A 16,867-nucleotide genomic window follows, 5' to 3' on the forward strand; every position below is an offset into this window, starting at 1 on the left:
CATCTCCTGGGAACACCGTGCCGCCGGGGGCGCGGCCGTGGTCGGGCGGACTCCCGCACTCTACCGGAGGCCCCGGTGCAGGTCCCGGGGACGGCGACGGACCCGCCCCACCGGTGGTGGGACGGGTCCGCGGGGCGAGCCGGGTCAGTGCCGGTCGTCAGTGCCGGTCGTCAGTGCTGGTGGCCGTGCCCGTCGTCGTCGGAGGCCTTGTCCGTCACGAGCGTTTCGGTGGTCAGCACGAGCGCCGCGATGGAGGCGGCGTTCTGCAGCGCCGAGCGGGTGACCTTGACCGGGTCGATGATGCCCGCCCCGACCATCTCGACGTACTCGCCGGTGGCGGCGTCGTAGCCGTGGCCGGCCTCGAGCTCGGCCACCCGGGAGGCGACGACGGCCCCGTCCTGGCCGGCGTTCTGGGCGATCCAGTACAGCGGCTGCCGCAGGGCGCGGCGGACGATGCCGAGGGCGGTCGCGGCGTCGCCGGTGAGCCCGAGGTCGGACTCGTCGAGGACCTTCGCGGCCTGCACGAGAGCGGTGCCGCCGCCGGAGACGATGCCCTGCTCGAGGGCCGCGCGCGTCGAGGACACGGCGTCCTCGATGCGGTGCTTGCGCTCCTTCGCCTCCACCTCGGTGGCGGCCCCGACCTTGATCACGGAGACGCCGCCGGCCAGGCGCGCGAGGCGCTCCTGCAGCTTCTCGCGGTCCCACTCGGAGTCGGTGCGCTCGGCCTCGGACCGGATCGTGGCGACCCGGTCCTGGATCTCGGCCTCGGTGCCGCCGCCGTCGACCACGGTGGTGGTGTTCTTGGTGACCGTGACGCGGCGGGCGGTGCCCAGCTGCTCCAGGGTCACCTGGTCGAGGCTGATGCCCAGCTCGGAGGTGATGAGCTGGCCGCCGGTGAGGACGGCGAGGTCCTGCAGGATCGCCTTGCGGCGGTCGCCGAAGCCCGGTGCCTTGAGGGCCACGACGTCGAGGGTGCCGCGCAGCTTGTTGACCACGAGGGTGGACAGCGCCTCGCCCTCGACGTCCTCGGCGATGATGGTCAGCGGCTTCTTGGCCTGGAGGACCTTCTCCAGCACGGGCATGAGCTCCGGCACCGAGGAGATCTTGCCCTGGTACAGCAGCACCAGGGAGTTCTCCATGACCGCTTCCTGGCGCTCGGCGTCGGTCACGAAGGACGGGGACAGGTAACCCTTGTCGAACTGCATGCCCTCGGTGACGTCGAGCTCGACCTCGGTGCTCGAGCCGTCCTCGATGGTGATGACACCGTCCTTGCCGACGGTCTCGAAGGCCCGGGCGATGAGCTCGCCGATCGCCGGGTCCTGCGCCGAGATGGTCGCCACGTGGGCGACGTTGGCGCCCTCGACCGGGCGGGCGTTCTCGAGGAGGCGCTCGGAGACGGCCTCGACGGCCTTCTCGATGCCGCGCTTGAGACTCAGCGGGTCGGCGCCGGCGGCCACGTTGCGCAGGCCCTCCTTGACGAGCGCCTGGGCGAGCACGGTGGCGGTGGTGGTGCCGTCGCCGGCGACGTCGTTGGTCTTGGTCGCCACCTCCTTGGCGAGCTGGGCGCCGAGGTTCTCGTACGGGTCGTCGAGCTCGACCTCGCGGGCGATGGTCACGCCGTCGTTGGTGATCGTGGGGGCGCCCCACTTCTTGTCGAGCACCACGTTGCGCCCGCGCGGGCCGAGGGTGACCTTGACGGTGTCGGCGAGCTTGTTGACGCCGTTCTCGAGTGACTTGCGGGCGGCGTCGTCGAACGCCAGCTGCTTGGCCATGGGCGAAGAGCTCCTTTTCGGGTCGCTGGGGTCGCCAGCGGATATCGGGGATCTGGATCGGCGAAGGGTGCCCGCCGCGGGCCCGCCGGAACAGCGGGGCGTGCGGCGAGCACCCTTCGTGAGAACTGCGCGGTCTGCGCCGGGTCGGTGCGGCCCGGTCTACTTCTCGACGACGGCGAGCACGTCGCGGGCGGGGAGCACCAGGTACTCCTCGCCGTTGTACTTGACCTCGGTCCCGCCGTACTTGGAGAAGATCACGACGTCGCCCTCCTTGACGTCGACCGGGATGCGGTTGCCGGAGTCGTCGACACGACCGGGGCCGACGGCCAGGACCTTGCCCTCCTGGGGCTTCTCCTTGGCGGTGTCCGGGATGACGAGACCGGACGCGGTGGTCTGCTCAGCGGCGAGCGGCTGAACGACGATGCGATCCTCGAGAGGCTTGATGGAGACCGACACGATCTCTCCTTGTCTGTAGGGGTGGAAAACGGTGGGCGACCGCGGGCGGAGCCCGCCGTCGAGCTTCGGGCCGGTCGGCGCACCGACCGTCGTCGCGGTGCCGGTCGATCGCCTGACCCTTAGCACCCTCACCCGGAGAGTGCCAAGGCCAACTGTAGGAGGGGGCTGGCAGTCGGTCAAGGCGAGTGCCAGCGTGCCGGTCGGGCGGGAGCTCCCCGGAGCCAATTACGTCACGCCGGTGTTCGCCAATGATTTGCCTCCTGTCCGCCGACCCTCTAGGTTGAGCGGTAAGGCAACCCTTACCTCGGCCGAGCAGCGGTGCCCTCCTCGACGTCCCCGCACACCCCCGGTGCGCGGGTCCGTCGCGCCCACCGGATCCTGCCGGCGCCCTCCACGACGGGGCGCGCCGGCGCCCTCTGCACGAAGGAAGACCATGAACAGCACCCTCCGACAGCGCTCGACCGTCCTGCTGGCCGCCTCCTCGGTCCTGGCCCTCGCCGGCTGCGGCGCAGCGCAGAGCGGCGAGGCGGCTTCCACGGAGTCCTCCGCCGCCGCGACCTCCTCGACGATCGAGGTCGAGGACAACTACGGCACACAGACCGTCGCCGCCCCGCCGGAGTCCGTCGTCGCCACCGACAACCGCACCTTCGAGACGCTGGCCGACTGGGACGTCGAGCTGGCGGCGGCCCCGCGCGCCCTGATGCCGGACACCGTCTCGTACGTCGACGACGAGTCCGTCACCGACCTCGGCAACCACCGCGAGCCCGACCTCGAGGCCGTCGTCGCGGCGGACCCCGACCTCATCGTCAACGGTCAGCGCTTCGCCCAGTACCGCCAGGACTTCGCCGACCTCGTGCCGGACGCCACCATCGTGGAGCTGGACCCGCGGGACGGCGAGCCCTTCGACGAGGAGCTGAAGCGGCAGACCTCCGTCCTGGGCGAGATCTTCGACCGCACTGACGAGGCCGACCGGATCAACGGCGACTTCGACGAGGCGATGCAGCGGGTCGTCGAGGGCTACCAGCCCGGTGACACGGTCATGGCCGTCACCGTCTCCGGCGGAGAGATCGGCTACATCGCACCGGGCGTGGGGCGGACCCTGGGCCCCGTCTTCGAGATGTTCGACTTCGAGCCGGCCCTCCAGGTCGAGGGAGCCAGCGACGACCATCAGGGCGACGACATCTCGGTCGAGGCGATCGCCGACTCGAACCCCGACTGGATCCTCGTGATGGACCGCGACGCCGCGGTCGCCGCCGAGGACGCGGAGTACACCCCCGCGCAGGAGGTGCTCGAGGGCGCCGAAGCACTGCAGAACGTCACCGCGGTGCAGGAGGGCAACGTCGTCTACATGCCCCAGGACACCTACACCAACGAGGGCATCCAGACCTACACGGAGTTCTTCAACACCCTGGCCGACGCCATGGGCGAGCAGAACTGACCCGTCGGGCGGACGACGGTGGTGGGACGCTCTCCGGCGGGTCCCACCACCGTCGCGTGTCGGACACGAGACCGAAGGAGAGGCCGAGTCATGACGACGACCTCGTCCGGGCCCCGGGCCGGGAGCAAGGGCACGCTGTTCGACTGGAAGCTGCTCCTCGGGGTGCTGGGGGTCCTGGCGCTGCTGGCCGCCTCCCTCCTCACGGGGGTCTACGACGTCTTCGGCGCCGACGACGGCACCGAGATGTTCGCCATCACGCGGATCCCGCGCACCATCGCCCTGGTGCTCGCCGGCGCCGCCATGTCCATGTCCGGCCTGGTGATGCAGCTGCTCACCCAGAACCGTTTCGTGGAGCCCACGACGACGGGCACCACCGAGTGGGCGGGACTCGGGCTGCTCGTCGTCATGCTCCTCCTGCCCACGGCGACCCTCCTGACCCGGATGCTCGGTGCCGTGACCGCGGCCTTCATCGGGACCATGGTCTTCTTCCTCTTCCTGCGCCGCGTCTCGCTGCGCTCCTCCCTCATCGTGCCCATCGTCGGCATCATGCTGGGGGCGGTGGTCGGGTCCGTCTCGACGTTCCTGGCGCTGCAGACGGACATGCTGCAGAGCCTGGGGGTGTGGTTCGCCGGAAGCTTCACCTCGGTCCTGCGCGGTCAGTACGAGGTGCTGTGGATCGTCCTCCTGGTCGCCGTCGCGGTCTTCCTCGTGGCGGACCGGCTCACGGTGGCCGGACTCGGCGAGGACGTCGCCACCAACGTCGGCCTCGACTACCACCGGACCGTCCTGCTCGGCACGGGCCTGATCGCGGTGGCCACCGGCGTCGTCACCGTCGTCGTCGGCAACCTGCCCTTCCTGGGCCTCATCGTGCCCAACATCGTCTCGATGGTCCGCGGCGACGACCTGCGCAGCAACCTGCCGTGGGTGTGCCTGCTCGGCATCGCCATCGTCACGGTCTGCGACCTGATCGGCCGGCTCGTCATCATGCCGTTCGAGATCCCGGTGTCCGTGATCCTCGGGATCGTCGGCGCCGTCGTGTTCATCCACCTACTCCTGAGGCAGCGTCGACGTGGCTGAGACCGTGACCGTGAGAACCCCACCACGATCGGCGTCGGCACCGGTGCCCGGCGCCTCCACCGCCCGGCGCGGCGCCGGCGCCTTCCCCACGTCCCGGGCGCGGCGGCGGTACTGGACGGTCGTCGCCGCGCTGGCCCTCGCCTCGGCGTGCTTCGCCTTCGGCCTGCTCGCCTGGGACAACCCGATGCCGGTCGGCTCGGACGGCTTCTGGCGGATCGCGGAGCGCCGGGTCACGAGCGTCGTGATCATGGCGGTCGTGGCCTTCTCCCAGGCGATGGCGACCGTGAGCTTCCAGACGGCCACGAACAACCGCATCATCACCCCCTCGATCATGGGCTTCGAGTCCCTCTACGTGGCGATCCAGACCTCCACGGTCTACTTCCTGGGCGCCGCCGGGATCCTCGTCCTCCAGGGCCTGCCGCAGTTCCTCCTGCAGGTCGCACTCATGGTCGCCCTCTCCCTCGCGCTCTACGGCTGGCTGCTCTCGGGGAAGTACGGGAACCTGCAGGTCATGCTGCTGGTGGGCATCATCATCGGCGGCGGGCTGGGGTCCGTCTCGACCTTCATGCAGCGGCTGCTCTCCCCCAGCGAGTTCGACGTCCTCTCCGCCCGGCTGTTCGGCTCCGTGACGAACGCCCAGGCGGACTACCTCCCCGTGGCCGTCCCCCTGTGCCTGGCGGCCGGCGGGGCGCTGTGGCTGACCTCCCCGCGGCTCAACGTGGTCGCCCTCGGACGGGACGCGAGCCTGAACCTCGGCCTGCGGCACCGCGCGGAGGTCATGCGCACCCTCTTCCTCGTGTCCGTGCTCATGGCGGTCTCCACGGCGCTGGTCGGCCCGATGACGTTCCTCGGCTTCCTGGTGGCGACGCTCGCCTACCAGTTCGCCGACACGTACGACCACCGCTACATCTTCCCCGTCGCGGCCCTCACCGGCTTCCTCGTCCTCACGGGCGCCTACTTCATCCTGAACCACGTCTTCTACGCCCAGGGCGTCGTGTCGATCATCATCGAGCTCGTGGGCGGCTCCGTCTTCCTGTACGTCATCCTCCGAAAGGGCCGGCTGTGATCACCCTCACCAACGTGCGCAAGGACTACGGCGGCGAGGTCACGATCGGACCCGTCGACCTCGAGATCCCGTCGGGCGGGATGACCGCCCTGGTCGGGCCGAACGGGGCGGGCAAGTCCACGCTGCTGACGATGATCGGGCGGCTGCTCGGCCTCGACGGCGGCACCATCGACATCGCCGGTTACGACGTGGCCGGCACCCGGTCCAAGGACCTCGCCCGCATCGTGTCCGTCCTGCGCCAGGAGAACCACTACATCACGCGGCTCACGGTGCGGCAGCTGGTCGGCTTCGGACGCTTCCCCCACAGCCGCGGCCGGCTGACCGCGGTGGACGAGGAGGTCATCAGCAGGTACATCGAGTTCCTGGGGCTGCGGCCGCTGGAGAACCGCTACCTCGACCAGCTCTCGGGCGGACAGCGCCAGCGCGCCTACGTCGCCATGGTCCTCGCCCAGGAGACCGACCACGTGCTGCTGGACGAGCCCCTCAACAACCTGGACATGCAGCACGCCGTGTCGATGATGCAGCACCTGCGGCGGGCCTGCGACGACCTGGGCCGCACCATTCTCATCGTCCTCCACGACATCAACTTCGCCAGCCACTACGCGGACCGGATCTGCGCCGTGAAGGACGGCCGCGTCGTCGAGTTCGGCGCGCCGCGGGAGATCATGACCGACGAGGTCCTCACCGGGGTCTTCGAGACGCCCGTGACGGTCATCGACGGCCCCCGGGGCCGTCTCGCCGCGTTCTACTGACCCGGAAGGGTCGCGGCGCGTCGGGCCGGCGGACACGCCACCGGAGGTGCTCCGCATCCCGGTCGCGTCCGGCCGCCCGGGCGCACCGGTGCCGGCTCCGACGCGGATAGGGTGGACCAATGCGCGACGAGGCGACCGACATCGCACCCCTGCTCACCGCCGAGGGGCGTCAGCTGCTCGCGGCCACCGGTCCCTACGACGCCGACGACGCGCTGGGGGCGGCGACCCGGCTGCGCGCCCAGGGGCACGACGCCGAGCTCGTCTCCGCGGTGCTGACCCAGGCGAGGCTGCGCACCCGGGCGCGCGAGAAGTTCGGCGACTTCGCCCAACGGATGCTGTTCACCCGGGCCGGCCTCGAACAGGCGACCCGCCTGCGCGTGGCCGCCCTGCACGCCCAGCGCTTCGCCGCCGCCGGCCTGGAGCACGTGGCCGACCTCGGCTGCGGCATCGGCGCCGACGCGCTCGCACTGGCCTCCCTGGACCGGCAGGTCACCGCCGTGGAGCTCGACGAGACCACGGCAGCGGTGGCCACCCTCAATCTTCTCCCCTTCCCCGAGGCCACGGTCCTGCACGCCGACGCCGCGTCCCTGGACCTCTCCGCGCTTCCGGGCGGGCCGCCGGACGGGGTGTGGCTGGACCCGGCCCGGCGCACCACGTCGTCCTCGGGCACCCGGCGGATCTTCGACCCGGAGGCGTTCTCCCCGCCCCTGTCCTTCGTCGAGGCGCTGGCCGGGCGCGGCCTGCCCGTCGGGGTGAAGCTGGGGCCGGGCATCCCGCACGAGGCGGTCCCCGCCGGGTGCGAGGCGCAGTGGGTCTCCGACCGGGGCGACGTGGTCGAGGCCGTGCTGTGGTTCAACGCGCTGGCCCGCCCGGGCGTGCGGCGTGCGGCGCTCGTGCTCTCCGAACACGGGTCCGCGGAGATCACCAGCCCGAACCACCACGACCCCGCCCACGCCGACGCGGTGGTCGGGCCCGTGGGCGCGTACCTCTACGAACCGGACGGCGCGGTGATCCGCGCCGGCCTCGTGGCGGACCTCGCCCGGCAGCTGGGCGCACGGCTGATCCACCCCAGGATCGCCTACCTCACCTCGGACGAGCTCGTGCGCACCCCGCTGGCCCGCGCGTACCGGGTGCGGGAGGTGCTGCCGCACACCGTCAAGGTGCTCAAGCGGTGGGTCCGGGAGCACGAGGTCGGCACGCTCGAGATCAAGAAGCGCGGCACGGACGTCACCCCGGAGGAGCTGCGCCGGCGGCTCGCGCCGAAAGGCCCCGGACGGGCCACGCTCGTGGTCACCCGGACGGCCCCGGACCCCGCCCCGGAGAGCCCGGGACGGGGCGGCGCAGGCCCCGCGGAGCAGCGCGTCGTGATCGTCGTGGAAACCGTAGACTGATGGCTCCGCGGGCCTCCGGCCCGCCCCCCGACCGGGCGCCCGCCCTGAAGAGCACGGAGGACCTGCCGCGTGGAGATCTCGTTCGCCCGCTCCCACCAGTCGACGCTGGGCGTCGAGTGGGAGATCGCCCTCGTGGACGGCACCACGGGGGACCTCGTCCCCCGCGGCCGGGAGACGTTCGAGGCGGTCCTGGACGCCCACCCCGCCTGGGGCACGGACGGCGACCACCCGCACCTCACCGGGGAGTTCCTGCTCAACACCGTCGAACTGGTCACCGGGGTGTGCCGGGACGTCGCGCACTCCACCGAGCAGCTGTCCACCATGCTGGACGAGATCCGCAAGGTCACCGACCCGCAGGGCCTCGAGGTCTTCGCCGCCGGCACCCACCCCTTCGCGCGCTGGCAGGACCAGCAGGTCACCGACAAGCAGCGCTACCACAAGCTCGTGGACCGCACCCAGTACTGGGGCCGGCAGATGGTCATCTACGGGGTGCACGTGCACGTGGGCCTCGACTCGCGGGCGAAGGCCCTGCCGGTGCTCGACGGACTGCTGACCTACTACCCGCACCTGCTGGCCCTGTCCGCCAACTCGCCCTTCTGGGCCGGCGAGGACACCGGTTACGCGTCCCAGCGCTCCATGATCTTCCAGCAGCTGTCCACGGCGGGGCTGCCGTACCACTTCCCGTCCTGGGACGCGTACGAGCAGTGCATCACGGACATGATCGCCACCGGCATCATCGAGGAGATGAGCGAGGCCCGCTGGGACGTGCGCCCCGTGCCCCGGCTGGGCACCGACGAGGTGCGCTTCTGCGACGGGCTCTCGACCCTGTGGGAGGTCGGGGCGCTCACGGCGCTCACCCAGTGCCTCGCGGAGTCCCTCTCCCGGGACGTGGAGGCGGGCCGGCCCCCCGCCCGCCTGAAGCCGTGGCACATCCAGGAGAACAAGTGGCGCGCCGCCCGCTACGGCCTGGACGCCGAGGTCATCACCGATCCGCGCAACATCGAGCGGGACCTGCGCGGGGACCTGACCGCGCTGCTCGACCGGCTGGAGCCGGTGGCGGCGCAGCTCGGCTGCGCGCAGGAGCTCGCCGACGTGGAGCGGATCCTCCAGCACGGCGCCGGCTACCAGCGCCAGCGCGCGGTGGCCCGGGCCCACGACGGGGACCTGCACGCGGTCGCCCTCGACATCGTCCGCCGCACCCGGGAGAACGACTGACCGGCCGCTCCGGCCCGCCCCGCTGGACGCGGGGGCCTGTTCGTCCCTAGGTTGCAGGCATGACGAACGCCACCGGCACCGACCCGCACTCCTCCGCCCACCCCGTCCCCCCGGAGCACGGGGTGCTCCAGCTCGGCCCCCTGCACCCCGTGCTGGAGGAGGCGCTGGCCTCCGAGTTCTCGGCCCTGCTCCTGCCCGAGGACCCCGCCGAGCAGGACCGCTTCCTGGCGCGGCACGCCGACGGCGTCCGGGTGGCGGTCGGCTCCGGGCGCACCGGCGTGGGCACGGACCTGATGCGGCGGCTGCCCCGGCTCGAGGCCGTCGTCCACTTCGGCGTCGGCTACGACGGCACGGACGCCGCCGAGGCCGCCGCGCGCGGCATCGTCATGAGCAACACCCCCGACGTCCTGACCGACGCCGTGGCGGACACCGCGCTGGCCCTCTACCTGGACGTCCTGCGCCGCTTCTCCGCGGCCGACCGGTACGTCCGCCAGGGGCTGTGGGAGAGCGCGGGGAACTTCCCGCTGAGCCGGCACGCGTCCGGCCGGCGGGTGGGCGTCCTGGGCCTCGGGCGGATCGGCCGGGCGGTCGCCGTCCGCCTGGAGGCCCTCGGCTGCGAGATCCACTACCACAACCGGCGCCCGGCCCCCGGCACCGGGTACCCCTACCACGGCTCCGCGGCCGAACTGGCGGCGGCCGTCGACGTTCTCGTGGTCGCCGTCCCCGGGGGCCCCGACTCCGCCGGGACGGTCGACGCCGGGGTGCTGGCCGCCCTCGGCCCGGACGGCTTCCTCGTCAACGTCGCCCGCGGTTCCGTCGTCGACGAGCCGGCCCTGGTGGCGGCCCTGCAGGAGGGCCGGCTCGGCGGGGCCGGTCTGGACGTCTTCGCCGACGAGCCCCGGGTGCCGGCCGCCCTGCGCGAGCTCGACACCGTGGTGCTCCTGCCGCACGTGGGCAGCGCGACCGAGGAGACCCGGCGGGAGATGGCCGAGCTCGCCCTGCGCAACCTCCGCGGCTACCTCACCGACGGCACGCTGGTCACCCCCGTGGCGTGAGCGGCGCCGGCGCGCTCAGACGGACACGGTGGTGACCGGCAGGGAGGAGTCGGCGGCGAAGTCCAGCCCGGAGGGCGCACGGCCCTCGGCCACGACCCGGGCGGCGAGCGCGGCGACCATGGCCCCGTTGTCCGTGCACAGCGGGAGCCGGGGGATCACCAGCTCGATGCCGTGCTCGGCGCAGCGCTCGGCGGTGAGCTCGCGCAGCCGGGAGTTCGCGGCCACTCCGCCGCCGAGCAGCAGCGTCCCGAGCCCCTGCTCGGTGCACGCGAGCACGGCCTTGCGGGTGACCACGTCGGCCACCGACTCCTGGAAGGACGCCGCGACGTCGGCGACCGGCACCGGCTCGCCGCGCACCTCGTAGCCCTCGACGACCCGGGCCACGGCGGTCTTGAGCCCGGAGAAGGAGAAGTCGTAGCGGTGCGGGCCGGGTCGCTCGGCGGAGCCCATGTACTTGCCCGCGCTCAGCCCGCGGGGCAGGCGGAAGGCGGTGGGGTCCCCGTCCCGGGCGGCGGCGTCGATGGCCGGGCCGCCGGGGTAGTCTAGCCCCAGGACGCGGGCCACCTTGTCGTAGGCCTCGCCGGCCGCGTCGTCGATCGTGGCCCCGAGCAGGCGCACGTCCCGGCTGAGGTCCTCGACGGCGAGGATCTCGGTGTGCCCGCCGGACACCAGCAGCGCGCCGAGGTCGCGGGGCAGGCCCTCGTCGAAGGCGCCCTGGAAGCCCTCGATCCCGGAGTCCTCGAGCAGGCCCACGCTGATGTGCGCCACGAGGTGGTTGACGGCGTAGAGGGGTTTGTCCGCGGCCACGGCGAGGGCCTTCGCGGCGGCCGTGCCCACCATGAGGGCCCCTGCCAGTCCGGGCCCGGAGGTCACCGCGAGGGCGTCGAGGTCCTCCAGGCCCACGTCCGCCCGGTCCAGGGCCTCGCGCAGGGCGGGGACGATCGCGTCGAGGTGGGCGCGGGAGGCGATCTCGGGGATCACGCCGCCGAAGCGCACGTGCTCGTCCATCGAGGAGGACACCACGTTGGCGAGCAGGGTGCGTCCCCGCACGATCCCCACCCCGGTCTCGTCGCACGAGGACTCGATGCCCAGCACGAGGGGTCCGTCGGTCATGGGCTCTCCTCCGTGGGGGTGTCCGGGGCGGCGGGGGTGTCGGGGGTGTCGGGGGTGTCCGGGGCCGCGGGGGTGTCGGGGGTGTCCGGGGCGGCGGGGGTGTCGGGGGCAGCCGGTGCGGCGAAGTCGAGGCGCATGATCAGCGCGGCGGCGCCGTCCCGGTAGTAGCGGGGGCGGGTGTGGATCTGCTCGTAGCCGAAGCGGCGGTAGAGCTGCTGGGCGCGCGGGTTGTCGGCGCGGACCTCGAGCAGCACCTCCGTGGCCCCGAGCTCCCGGGCCTGCCCGTGCAGTGTCCGGAGCAGGGTGGATCCGATCCCGCGGCCCTCGTGCTCGGGGACCACTGCGAGGGTCTGCACGTCGGCGACGGGGCGGAGGCACATCAGCCCGGCGTAGCCGACGATCTCGCCGTCCTGCTCCGCCACCCAGTACCAGCACACCGGCTGGGCCAGCTCGGCGGTGAACATCTCCAGCGGCCAGGCGTCGGCGGGGAAGAGCCGCCGCTCGAGCGCGTGCACCGCCCCGAGGTCCGCAGGGACCATCCGGCGCAGGGTCCAGGAGCCGGGACCGGGTTCGGGGCTCACGCGCTCGCCCGCTTCCGGGGGCCGGGGACCTTCGCGTCGGACCCGCGCAGGTACAGCGGGGTCGTGTCCGGGGACAGCTCCTCCCCGCGGGCCGTGCGGCGCGCGGCGGCGAGGCCCAGGGACGACGCCGTGGGCTGCGCCGCGGCGAACCCGGGCACGGGGCGGGCCAGCCGGTCCGCGTAGATCCCCGCTCCGCGGCCGTAGGCGGGCAGCGCCGGGAGCTGGTCGGCGGCGGCCACACCGGGTCCTCCGGCCGGCCGCGGGCCGTCCGCGGCCACGGCGAAGCGGGCCCAGTAGACCTCCTGGCGACGGGCGTCGGTGAGCACGAGGAACTCCTCGTACCCGGCCGCCCGGGCGTGCCCGGCGGCGTCCAGCGCGAGGGCCTCAAGGCTCATGAGGCCGTGCAGCGGCACGTCCCACGCGAAGGCGAGCGCCCGCGCCGTGGCGATCCCGGCGCGCAGGCCGGTGAAGGGCCCGGGCCCGGTGCCGACGAGGACCCCGTCGAGGTCGCCGCCGGTGACGCCGTGGCCGGCCAGCAGGTCACGGACCGCGGGGGCCAGGACCTCGGCGTGGGACCGGGTGTCCGGGCTCGCGAAGGAGCCGAGGACCTCGCCCGCGCCGGTCACGAGGGCGGCGGAGGCGACGGCGGAGGAGTCCAGGCACAGGAGGAGCACCCGACCAGTGTAGTGCCCGGCCCCGGGGCGCCGCCCGGCTCAGTCGAGCCGCGGCGGCCCTCCCGCCCAGCGCGGGCCGATCCCGGTGAGGGTGATGCGGCGGGGCTCGTCGTCCTCGTCCCCGTCTCTCTCCTCGTCCCCGTTCCTTCCCTCGGCCGGGACGTCAGGGTCCGCCGTGCCCTCCCCGGGCCCGGACGGCCCGCCGGGACCGAGGGGGTCGGCACCCACGGCGCGCTCCAGGGCGATCTCGAGGCGGGACCCGGTCAGGTGCTCGACCTTCCCGGTCCCCCACTCGACCACGGTGACGGCCGTGTCCACCGTGTCCTCCAGGTCGATGTCGTCGACCTCCGCCGTGGAGCCCAGCCGGTAGGCGTCGACGTGCACGAGGTCCGGGCCGCCGGGCCGGGGCCCGTCCGGGACGTTGGGGTGGCGGCGCACCAGGACGAACGTGGGCGAGATGATTCCCGCGCGCACCCCCAGGCCCCGCCCCAGGCCCTGGGTGAACGTGGTCTTGCCCGCGCCGAGCTCGCCGGTGAGCACCAGCAGGTCCCCGGCGCGCAGCTGTTCGCCCAGCCGCTCGGCCAGGGCCTGGGTCCGCCCGGGCCCGTCCACGGTCACGGTCCGCGTCCACTCGCTCATGCCCGCTCCTCCTCCGCGCCCGCCCGGTCCTCCGTGGCGTGCAGGTGCACCCGGGGCACGCGGGGCGAGACACGGGTCACGATCTCGTAGTTGATGGTGCCGGCGGCGTCCGCCCACGCGCTCGCCGAGGGGTTCTCCCCCGCCCCGAACAGCACGGCCTCCGCCCCGAGCAGCCCGTGCTCGGGGGCGGACCGTCCCGGCGCGCCGAGGTCCACCACGATCTGGTCCATCGCGACCCGGCCGACCTCCGGGTAGGTGCGGCCCCGGATCCGCACCGGTCCGCCGGTGCCGGAGCGCGGGACGCCGTCCGCGTAGCCGAGCGGGACGAGCGCCAGCGTGGTGGGGCGGTCGGTGACGTAGCTGAGCCCGTAGGAGACGCCCTGTCCCGCCGGCACCTCCTTGACCGCGCTGACCGTGCTCCGCAGCGTCATGGCGGGCACGAGGCCGAGCTGCTCCGGGGTGCGGTCCGCGAACGGGGAGAGCCCGTAGAGGGAGACCCCGACCCGCACCATGTCCAGGAGCATGTCCTCCGGGCACCCGAGCCCGGCGGCGCCGAAGAGGCCGGGCGAGTTCGCCGCGTGCCGCAGGACGGGCCGGAGCCCGGCGGCCCGCGCCGTGGCGACGGCCGCGCGGAAGCGCTCGAGCTGATCCCGGGTCTCGGGCCGGGAGGGCTCGTCGGCGACGGCCAGATGGGTGAAGACGCCGACGACCCGCACGAGCCCCTCCGCCTCGGCCTGCCTGGCGGCCCGCACGAGCTCGGGCCAGAGCGCCGCCGGCGCGCCGTTGCGGCCCAGGCCGGTGTCGATCTTCAGGTGGATCCGGGCCGTGGCCCCGAGCGCGCGGGCCGCCTCGGTGATCGGGGCGAGCTCCCAGCCGCTGACGCCCAGCTCGAGGTCGGCGGCGAGCGCCGCCCCGAAGTCCGTGTCGACGGTGTGCAGCCACGCGAGCACGGGGGCCCCGATCCCCGCGGCCCGCAGCGCGAGGGCCTCGCCGACGTGGGCGACGCCCAGGGAGTCCGCGCCGGCCTCGAGGACCGCGCGGGCCACCGGCACCGCACCGTGGCCGTAGGCGTCGGCCTTGACCACGGCCATGAGCCGGGCGGGAGCGGCGAGGGCCCGGAGCCGCCGCACGTTGGCGCGGACGGCGGCGAGGTCGACCACGGCGCTGCGCTCGAACCGGGGCGGAGGGGGGAAGGCGCCGCCGGACGGGGCGGTCGGGACGGGGTCAGCACGGTTCACGGATCCCATTGTGGCACCGGGCCCGCGCCGGCCGGAGCCGTGACCGCCGGGCGCCCGGGCCGCGCCGCCGCACGCCGGGGTCCGGCCGCCGGGGCCCCGGCGGCCGGAGGCTACAGTGGAGCCGTGTCCGCCGCGCCCCGCCACGTCCTGCTGATCAGCCTGCACACCTGTCCCCTCGAGCAACCGGGGTCGGGGGATGCGGGCGGGATGAACGTCTACGTCCGCCACCTCGCCGACGCCCTCGTGGACGCCGGTCACACGGTGGACATGGCGACCCTCGACCGGGGTGCGGCCGCCGCGGCCGTCGCCGGCGTGCGGAGCGCCCGCATCCGGGAGGGGCTGAGGCTGCTCACGGTCTCGCTGCCCGGTGCCGCCGGGGCGAGCAAGGAGGAACTGCCCGGGTTCACCGCGGCCTTCGCGGAGGTGCTCCGCGCGGAGGCCGACCGGCCCGACGTCGTGCACGCCCACTACTGGCTCTCCGGCGCCGCGGGCCGGGAGCTCGCCGACCGCTGGGGAGTCCCCCTCGTCCTCACCCTGCACACCACGGCGCTCGGCAAGAACCTGCGCACCCGGACCGGTGAGGGGCTCGAGCCGGCCTCCCGCGCCGAGGCCGAGGCCGAGCTGATCGCCCGGGCCGAGGCCACGGTGGTGAACACCCGGACCGAGGCGCTGCAGATGGTCGAGCTCTACGACGCCGACCCGGCACGCCTGACCGTGATCACCCCCGGAGTCGACCTGTCGGCGTTCACCCCGGACGCCGCCCCCGGCGAGCCCCGGCGCGCCGACGAGCCGCCCCCCGGCTCGCCCGGGCGCCCGCTGCGGATCCTGTTCGCCGGGCGCCTGCAGGCGCTCAAGGGCCCGCACGTGCTCGTCGACGCGCTCGCGCGGACCCGGGAGACCGACCCCGGCCTGCCCGTGGAGCTGGACGTCGTGGGGGTCGGCACCCGCGGCTTCACGGCCGCGCTGCGGAAGCGCGTGCAGGAGCTGGGCCTGGAGGACGTCGTGCGCTTCGGACCGGCTCTGCCCGCCCGGCAGCTCGCCGCCCGGATGCGCCGGGCAGACGTCGTCGCCGTCCCGTCCTCCTCCGAGACGTTCGGACTCGTGGCGCTGGAGGCCCAGGCCTGCGGCACGCCGGTGCTCGCCACGGACGTGGACGGGCTGCGCACCGCGGTGCTCGACGGGCTCACCGGCCGGCTCGTGCCGGACCGCGACCCCGGCTCGTGGTCGCGGGCCGTCGTCGCGCTCGCCGGGGACCCGGCCGCCCTGGAGCGCATGGGCCGCGCGGCCGCCCGGCGCGCCGAGGGGCACTCCTGGGACCGCACGGCCCTGTCCACGGCGGAGGTCTACGCCCGGGTGCGCGCCCGGGCGGGGGTACGCGGCGGTAGCGGGCGGCGCCTGAATACACTCGAACGGTGACGACTTCCCCCCTTGCCCCCGCAGACCTCGCCCACCACCTCGACCTGCACCGCATCACCGGAGCGGTCGCGACCCCCCGGGAGGCGAACCTGCGCAACATCCAGGGCTTCCTCGACGGCGACCAGCACCAGCACATGGGCGTGGTGCGCACCCGGGAGTGGACCTTCGACGACGTGTTCGCGCTCATGCGGGACCGCGTCGGCATCTCCCCCGACCGCTCGCACACCGAGGGCCAGGACACGATCTCCGCGGAGCGGGCCGTCGCCGGGCTGGAGCGCTACGCGCGGGTCCTCGGGGAGGTGGTCGCCGCCGACGGCCGCGTGCTCTTCGCCACCGGCCACCCGGCCGGGCTGTTCCCGGTCTACGCGCAGCTGGCCCGGGTGGCCCGCCGCGCCGGCGCGCACGTGGTCCAGGTCCCGGACGGCTTCCCCTTCGAGGACGGCGACGTCCGGCAGATCGAGAGCGTCGTGATGGTCGAGCAGCACGGCGGGCTGCGGCACACCCACTTCCCCGGGCCCATGTCCCTCACTCTGGAGAAGCTGCGCCGGGACGGGCAGAACCCGCCCGACCTCGTGGTCGCCGACCACGGCCTCGCCGGGGCGGCAGGATCCCGGGGGCTGCGGACCATCGCGGTCGCGGACTGCAACGACCCGGGCGTGTTCGTGGCGGAGGCGCAGGGCCAGGTCGAGGTCGCCGTGCCGCTCGACGACAACCTCCCGCCGCGCGTCTACGAACCGGTCACGGCGTTCGTGCTCGACCGCGCCGGCCTGGCGGACTACGTCTGAGGGCACTGGATGCGCAGGACCCCGCGCCGGGGACGGTGCGGGGGTCCTGCGCCGGGAACGGCGGGCTCAGCGTTCGCGGTCGCCGCGGATGAAGGCCTCCAGGCCCGCCCGGGCCACGTCGTCGGGCCGCTGCTCGGGCGGGGACTTCATGAAGTACGCCGACGCGGAGGTCAGCGGGCCGCCCACCCCACGGTCCAGA

General features: G+C 73.9%; 16 protein-coding genes and 1 pseudogene. 9 read left to right on the plus strand and 8 right to left on the minus strand.

The window, feature by feature from the left end:
- Nucleotides 1-170: 170 nt before the first annotated feature.
- Both groL and groES read right to left on the minus strand, forming a co-directional pair.
- Nucleotides 171-1,772, minus strand: a complete 1,602-nt coding sequence (groL, locus tag ACFYE1_RS01100; RefSeq protein ID WP_387739041.1) for a chaperonin GroEL — start codon at nucleotides 1,770-1,772, stop codon at nucleotides 171-173.
- Nucleotides 1,773-1,931: 159 nt separating this feature from the next.
- Entirely contained in the window at nucleotides 1,932-2,228 is a 297-nt protein-coding gene (groES, locus tag ACFYE1_RS01105; RefSeq protein WP_047801805.1) for a co-chaperone GroES, read from the minus strand.
- Nucleotides 2,229-2,661: 433 nt separating this feature from the next.
- On the opposite strand from groES, the gene ACFYE1_RS01110 reads away from it, so the two are divergent.
- From ACFYE1_RS01110 to ACFYE1_RS01140, 7 genes are all read left to right on the plus strand, one after another.
- Nucleotides 2,662-3,666, plus strand: coding sequence for a siderophore ABC transporter substrate-binding protein (locus tag ACFYE1_RS01110; RefSeq protein WP_387739043.1), 1,005 nt, complete (start codon nucleotides 2,662-2,664; stop codon nucleotides 3,664-3,666).
- 90 nt (nucleotides 3,667-3,756) lie between these two features.
- Nucleotides 3,757-4,743: an ABC transporter permease gene (locus ACFYE1_RS01115; protein WP_387739046.1), complete on the plus strand. Its 987-nt coding sequence runs from the start codon at nucleotides 3,757-3,759 to the stop codon at nucleotides 4,741-4,743.
- Between the two features lie 10 nt (nucleotides 4,744-4,753).
- Nucleotides 4,754-5,809 carry an iron chelate uptake ABC transporter family permease subunit gene (locus ACFYE1_RS01120; protein WP_387739079.1) on the plus strand — a complete coding sequence of 352 codons (1,056 nt, stop codon included), beginning with the start codon at nucleotides 4,754-4,756 and terminating at the stop codon, nucleotides 5,807-5,809.
- Nucleotides 5,806-6,561: an iron ABC transporter ATP-binding protein gene (locus ACFYE1_RS01125; protein WP_387739048.1), complete on the plus strand. Its 756-nt coding sequence runs from the start codon at nucleotides 5,806-5,808 to the stop codon at nucleotides 6,559-6,561. Before ACFYE1_RS01120 ends, ACFYE1_RS01125 begins: the two co-directional genes overlap by 4 nt.
- 119 nt (nucleotides 6,562-6,680) lie before the next feature.
- Nucleotides 6,681-7,952: a THUMP-like domain-containing protein gene (locus tag ACFYE1_RS01130; protein ID WP_387739050.1), complete on the plus strand. Its 1,272-nt coding sequence runs from the start codon at nucleotides 6,681-6,683 to the stop codon at nucleotides 7,950-7,952.
- 69 nt (nucleotides 7,953-8,021) lie between these two features.
- The gene (locus ACFYE1_RS01135) at nucleotides 8,022-9,167 is read left to right on the plus strand and encodes a glutamate--cysteine ligase (RefSeq protein ID WP_387739053.1); all 1,146 of its coding nucleotides are present in this window, start codon (nucleotides 8,022-8,024) and stop codon (nucleotides 9,165-9,167) included.
- Nucleotides 9,168-9,226: 59 nt separating this feature from the next.
- A complete protein-coding gene (locus tag ACFYE1_RS01140; RefSeq protein ID WP_387739055.1) occupies nucleotides 9,227-10,222 on the plus strand; it encodes a 2-hydroxyacid dehydrogenase in 996 nt (331 codons plus the stop codon).
- Nucleotides 10,223-10,237: 15 nt separating this feature from the next.
- Here ACFYE1_RS01140 and tsaD read toward each other — a convergent pair whose 3' ends face one another.
- Genes tsaD through alr form a run of 5 tightly spaced genes read right to left on the minus strand, consistent with a single transcriptional unit; the run spans nucleotide 10,238 to nucleotide 14,476 of the window.
- Complete coding sequence (tsaD, locus tag ACFYE1_RS01145) at nucleotides 10,238-11,335, minus strand: tRNA (adenosine(37)-N6)-threonylcarbamoyltransferase complex transferase subunit TsaD (protein ID WP_387739057.1); 1,098 nt, start codon at nucleotides 11,333-11,335, stop codon at nucleotides 10,238-10,240.
- On the minus strand, nucleotides 11,332-11,874 hold the full coding sequence (gene rimI / locus ACFYE1_RS01150) for a ribosomal protein S18-alanine N-acetyltransferase (protein ID WP_387739082.1): 543 nt from the start codon (nucleotides 11,872-11,874) through the stop codon (nucleotides 11,332-11,334). Before rimI ends, tsaD begins: the two co-directional genes overlap by 4 nt.
- Nucleotides 11,875-11,912: 38 nt before the next feature.
- Entirely contained in the window at nucleotides 11,913-12,590 is a 678-nt protein-coding gene (tsaB, locus tag ACFYE1_RS01155) for a tRNA (adenosine(37)-N6)-threonylcarbamoyltransferase complex dimerization subunit type 1 TsaB (protein ID WP_387739059.1), read from the minus strand.
- A gap of 39 nt (nucleotides 12,591-12,629) precedes the next feature.
- Complete coding sequence (tsaE, locus tag ACFYE1_RS01160) at nucleotides 12,630-13,229, minus strand: tRNA (adenosine(37)-N6)-threonylcarbamoyltransferase complex ATPase subunit type 1 TsaE (protein ID WP_387739061.1); 600 nt, start codon at nucleotides 13,227-13,229, stop codon at nucleotides 12,630-12,632.
- Nucleotides 13,226-14,476, minus strand: a complete 1,251-nt coding sequence (gene alr, locus ACFYE1_RS01165; protein WP_387739063.1) for an alanine racemase — start codon at nucleotides 14,474-14,476, stop codon at nucleotides 13,226-13,228. Before alr ends, tsaE begins: the two co-directional genes overlap by 4 nt.
- Before the next feature lie 114 nt (nucleotides 14,477-14,590).
- Here alr and ACFYE1_RS01170 point away from each other — a divergent pair, with 114 nt between their 5' ends.
- Nucleotides 14,591-15,883 (plus strand): glycosyltransferase, encoded by a 1,293-nt coding sequence (locus ACFYE1_RS01170; protein WP_387739066.1) that lies wholly within the window; start codon nucleotides 14,591-14,593, stop codon nucleotides 15,881-15,883.
- Nucleotides 15,880-16,668: a phosphatase gene (locus tag ACFYE1_RS01175; RefSeq protein ID WP_387739069.1), complete on the plus strand. Its 789-nt coding sequence runs from the start codon at nucleotides 15,880-15,882 to the stop codon at nucleotides 16,666-16,668. Before ACFYE1_RS01170 ends, ACFYE1_RS01175 begins: the two co-directional genes overlap by 4 nt.
- Before the next feature lie 66 nt (nucleotides 16,669-16,734).
- Here the strand turns inward: ACFYE1_RS01175 and ACFYE1_RS01180 are convergent.
- A pseudogene (locus ACFYE1_RS01180) lies at nucleotides 16,735-16,867 on the minus strand (inositol-3-phosphate synthase); the annotation flags it as partial.

This window comes from Kocuria nitroreducens (assembly GCF_042879195.1).
GTDB classification, from domain to species: domain Bacteria; phylum Actinomycetota; class Actinomycetes; order Actinomycetales; family Micrococcaceae; genus Kocuria; species Kocuria nitroreducens.

Bases quoted from the DNA above. Each gene is read 5' to 3' on its own strand.
- alr (WP_387739063.1), bottom strand. From the start codon at position 14,476: ATGGGATCCGTGAACCGTGCTGACCCCGTCCCGACCGCCCCGTCCGGC.
- ACFYE1_RS01130 (WP_387739050.1), top strand. From the start codon at position 6,681: ATGCGCGACGAGGCGACCGACATCGCACCCCTGCTCACCGCCGAGGGG.
- ACFYE1_RS01110 (WP_387739043.1), top strand. From the start codon at position 2,662: ATGAACAGCACCCTCCGACAGCGCTCGACCGTCCTGCTGGCCGCCTCC.
- rimI (WP_387739082.1), bottom strand. From the start codon at position 11,874: ATGGTCCCTGCGGACCTCGGGGCGGTGCACGCGCTCGAGCGGCGGCTC.
- ACFYE1_RS01115 (WP_387739046.1), top strand. From the start codon at position 3,757: ATGACGACGACCTCGTCCGGGCCCCGGGCCGGGAGCAAGGGCACGCTG.
- groL (WP_387739041.1), bottom strand. From the start codon at position 1,772: ATGGCCAAGCAGCTGGCGTTCGACGACGCCGCCCGCAAGTCACTCGAG.
- tsaD (WP_387739057.1), bottom strand. From the start codon at position 11,335: ATGACCGACGGACCCCTCGTGCTGGGCATCGAGTCCTCGTGCGACGAG.
- ACFYE1_RS01140 (WP_387739055.1), top strand. From the start codon at position 9,227: ATGACGAACGCCACCGGCACCGACCCGCACTCCTCCGCCCACCCCGTC.
- tsaE (WP_387739061.1), bottom strand. From the start codon at position 13,229: ATGAGCGAGTGGACGCGGACCGTGACCGTGGACGGGCCCGGGCGGACC.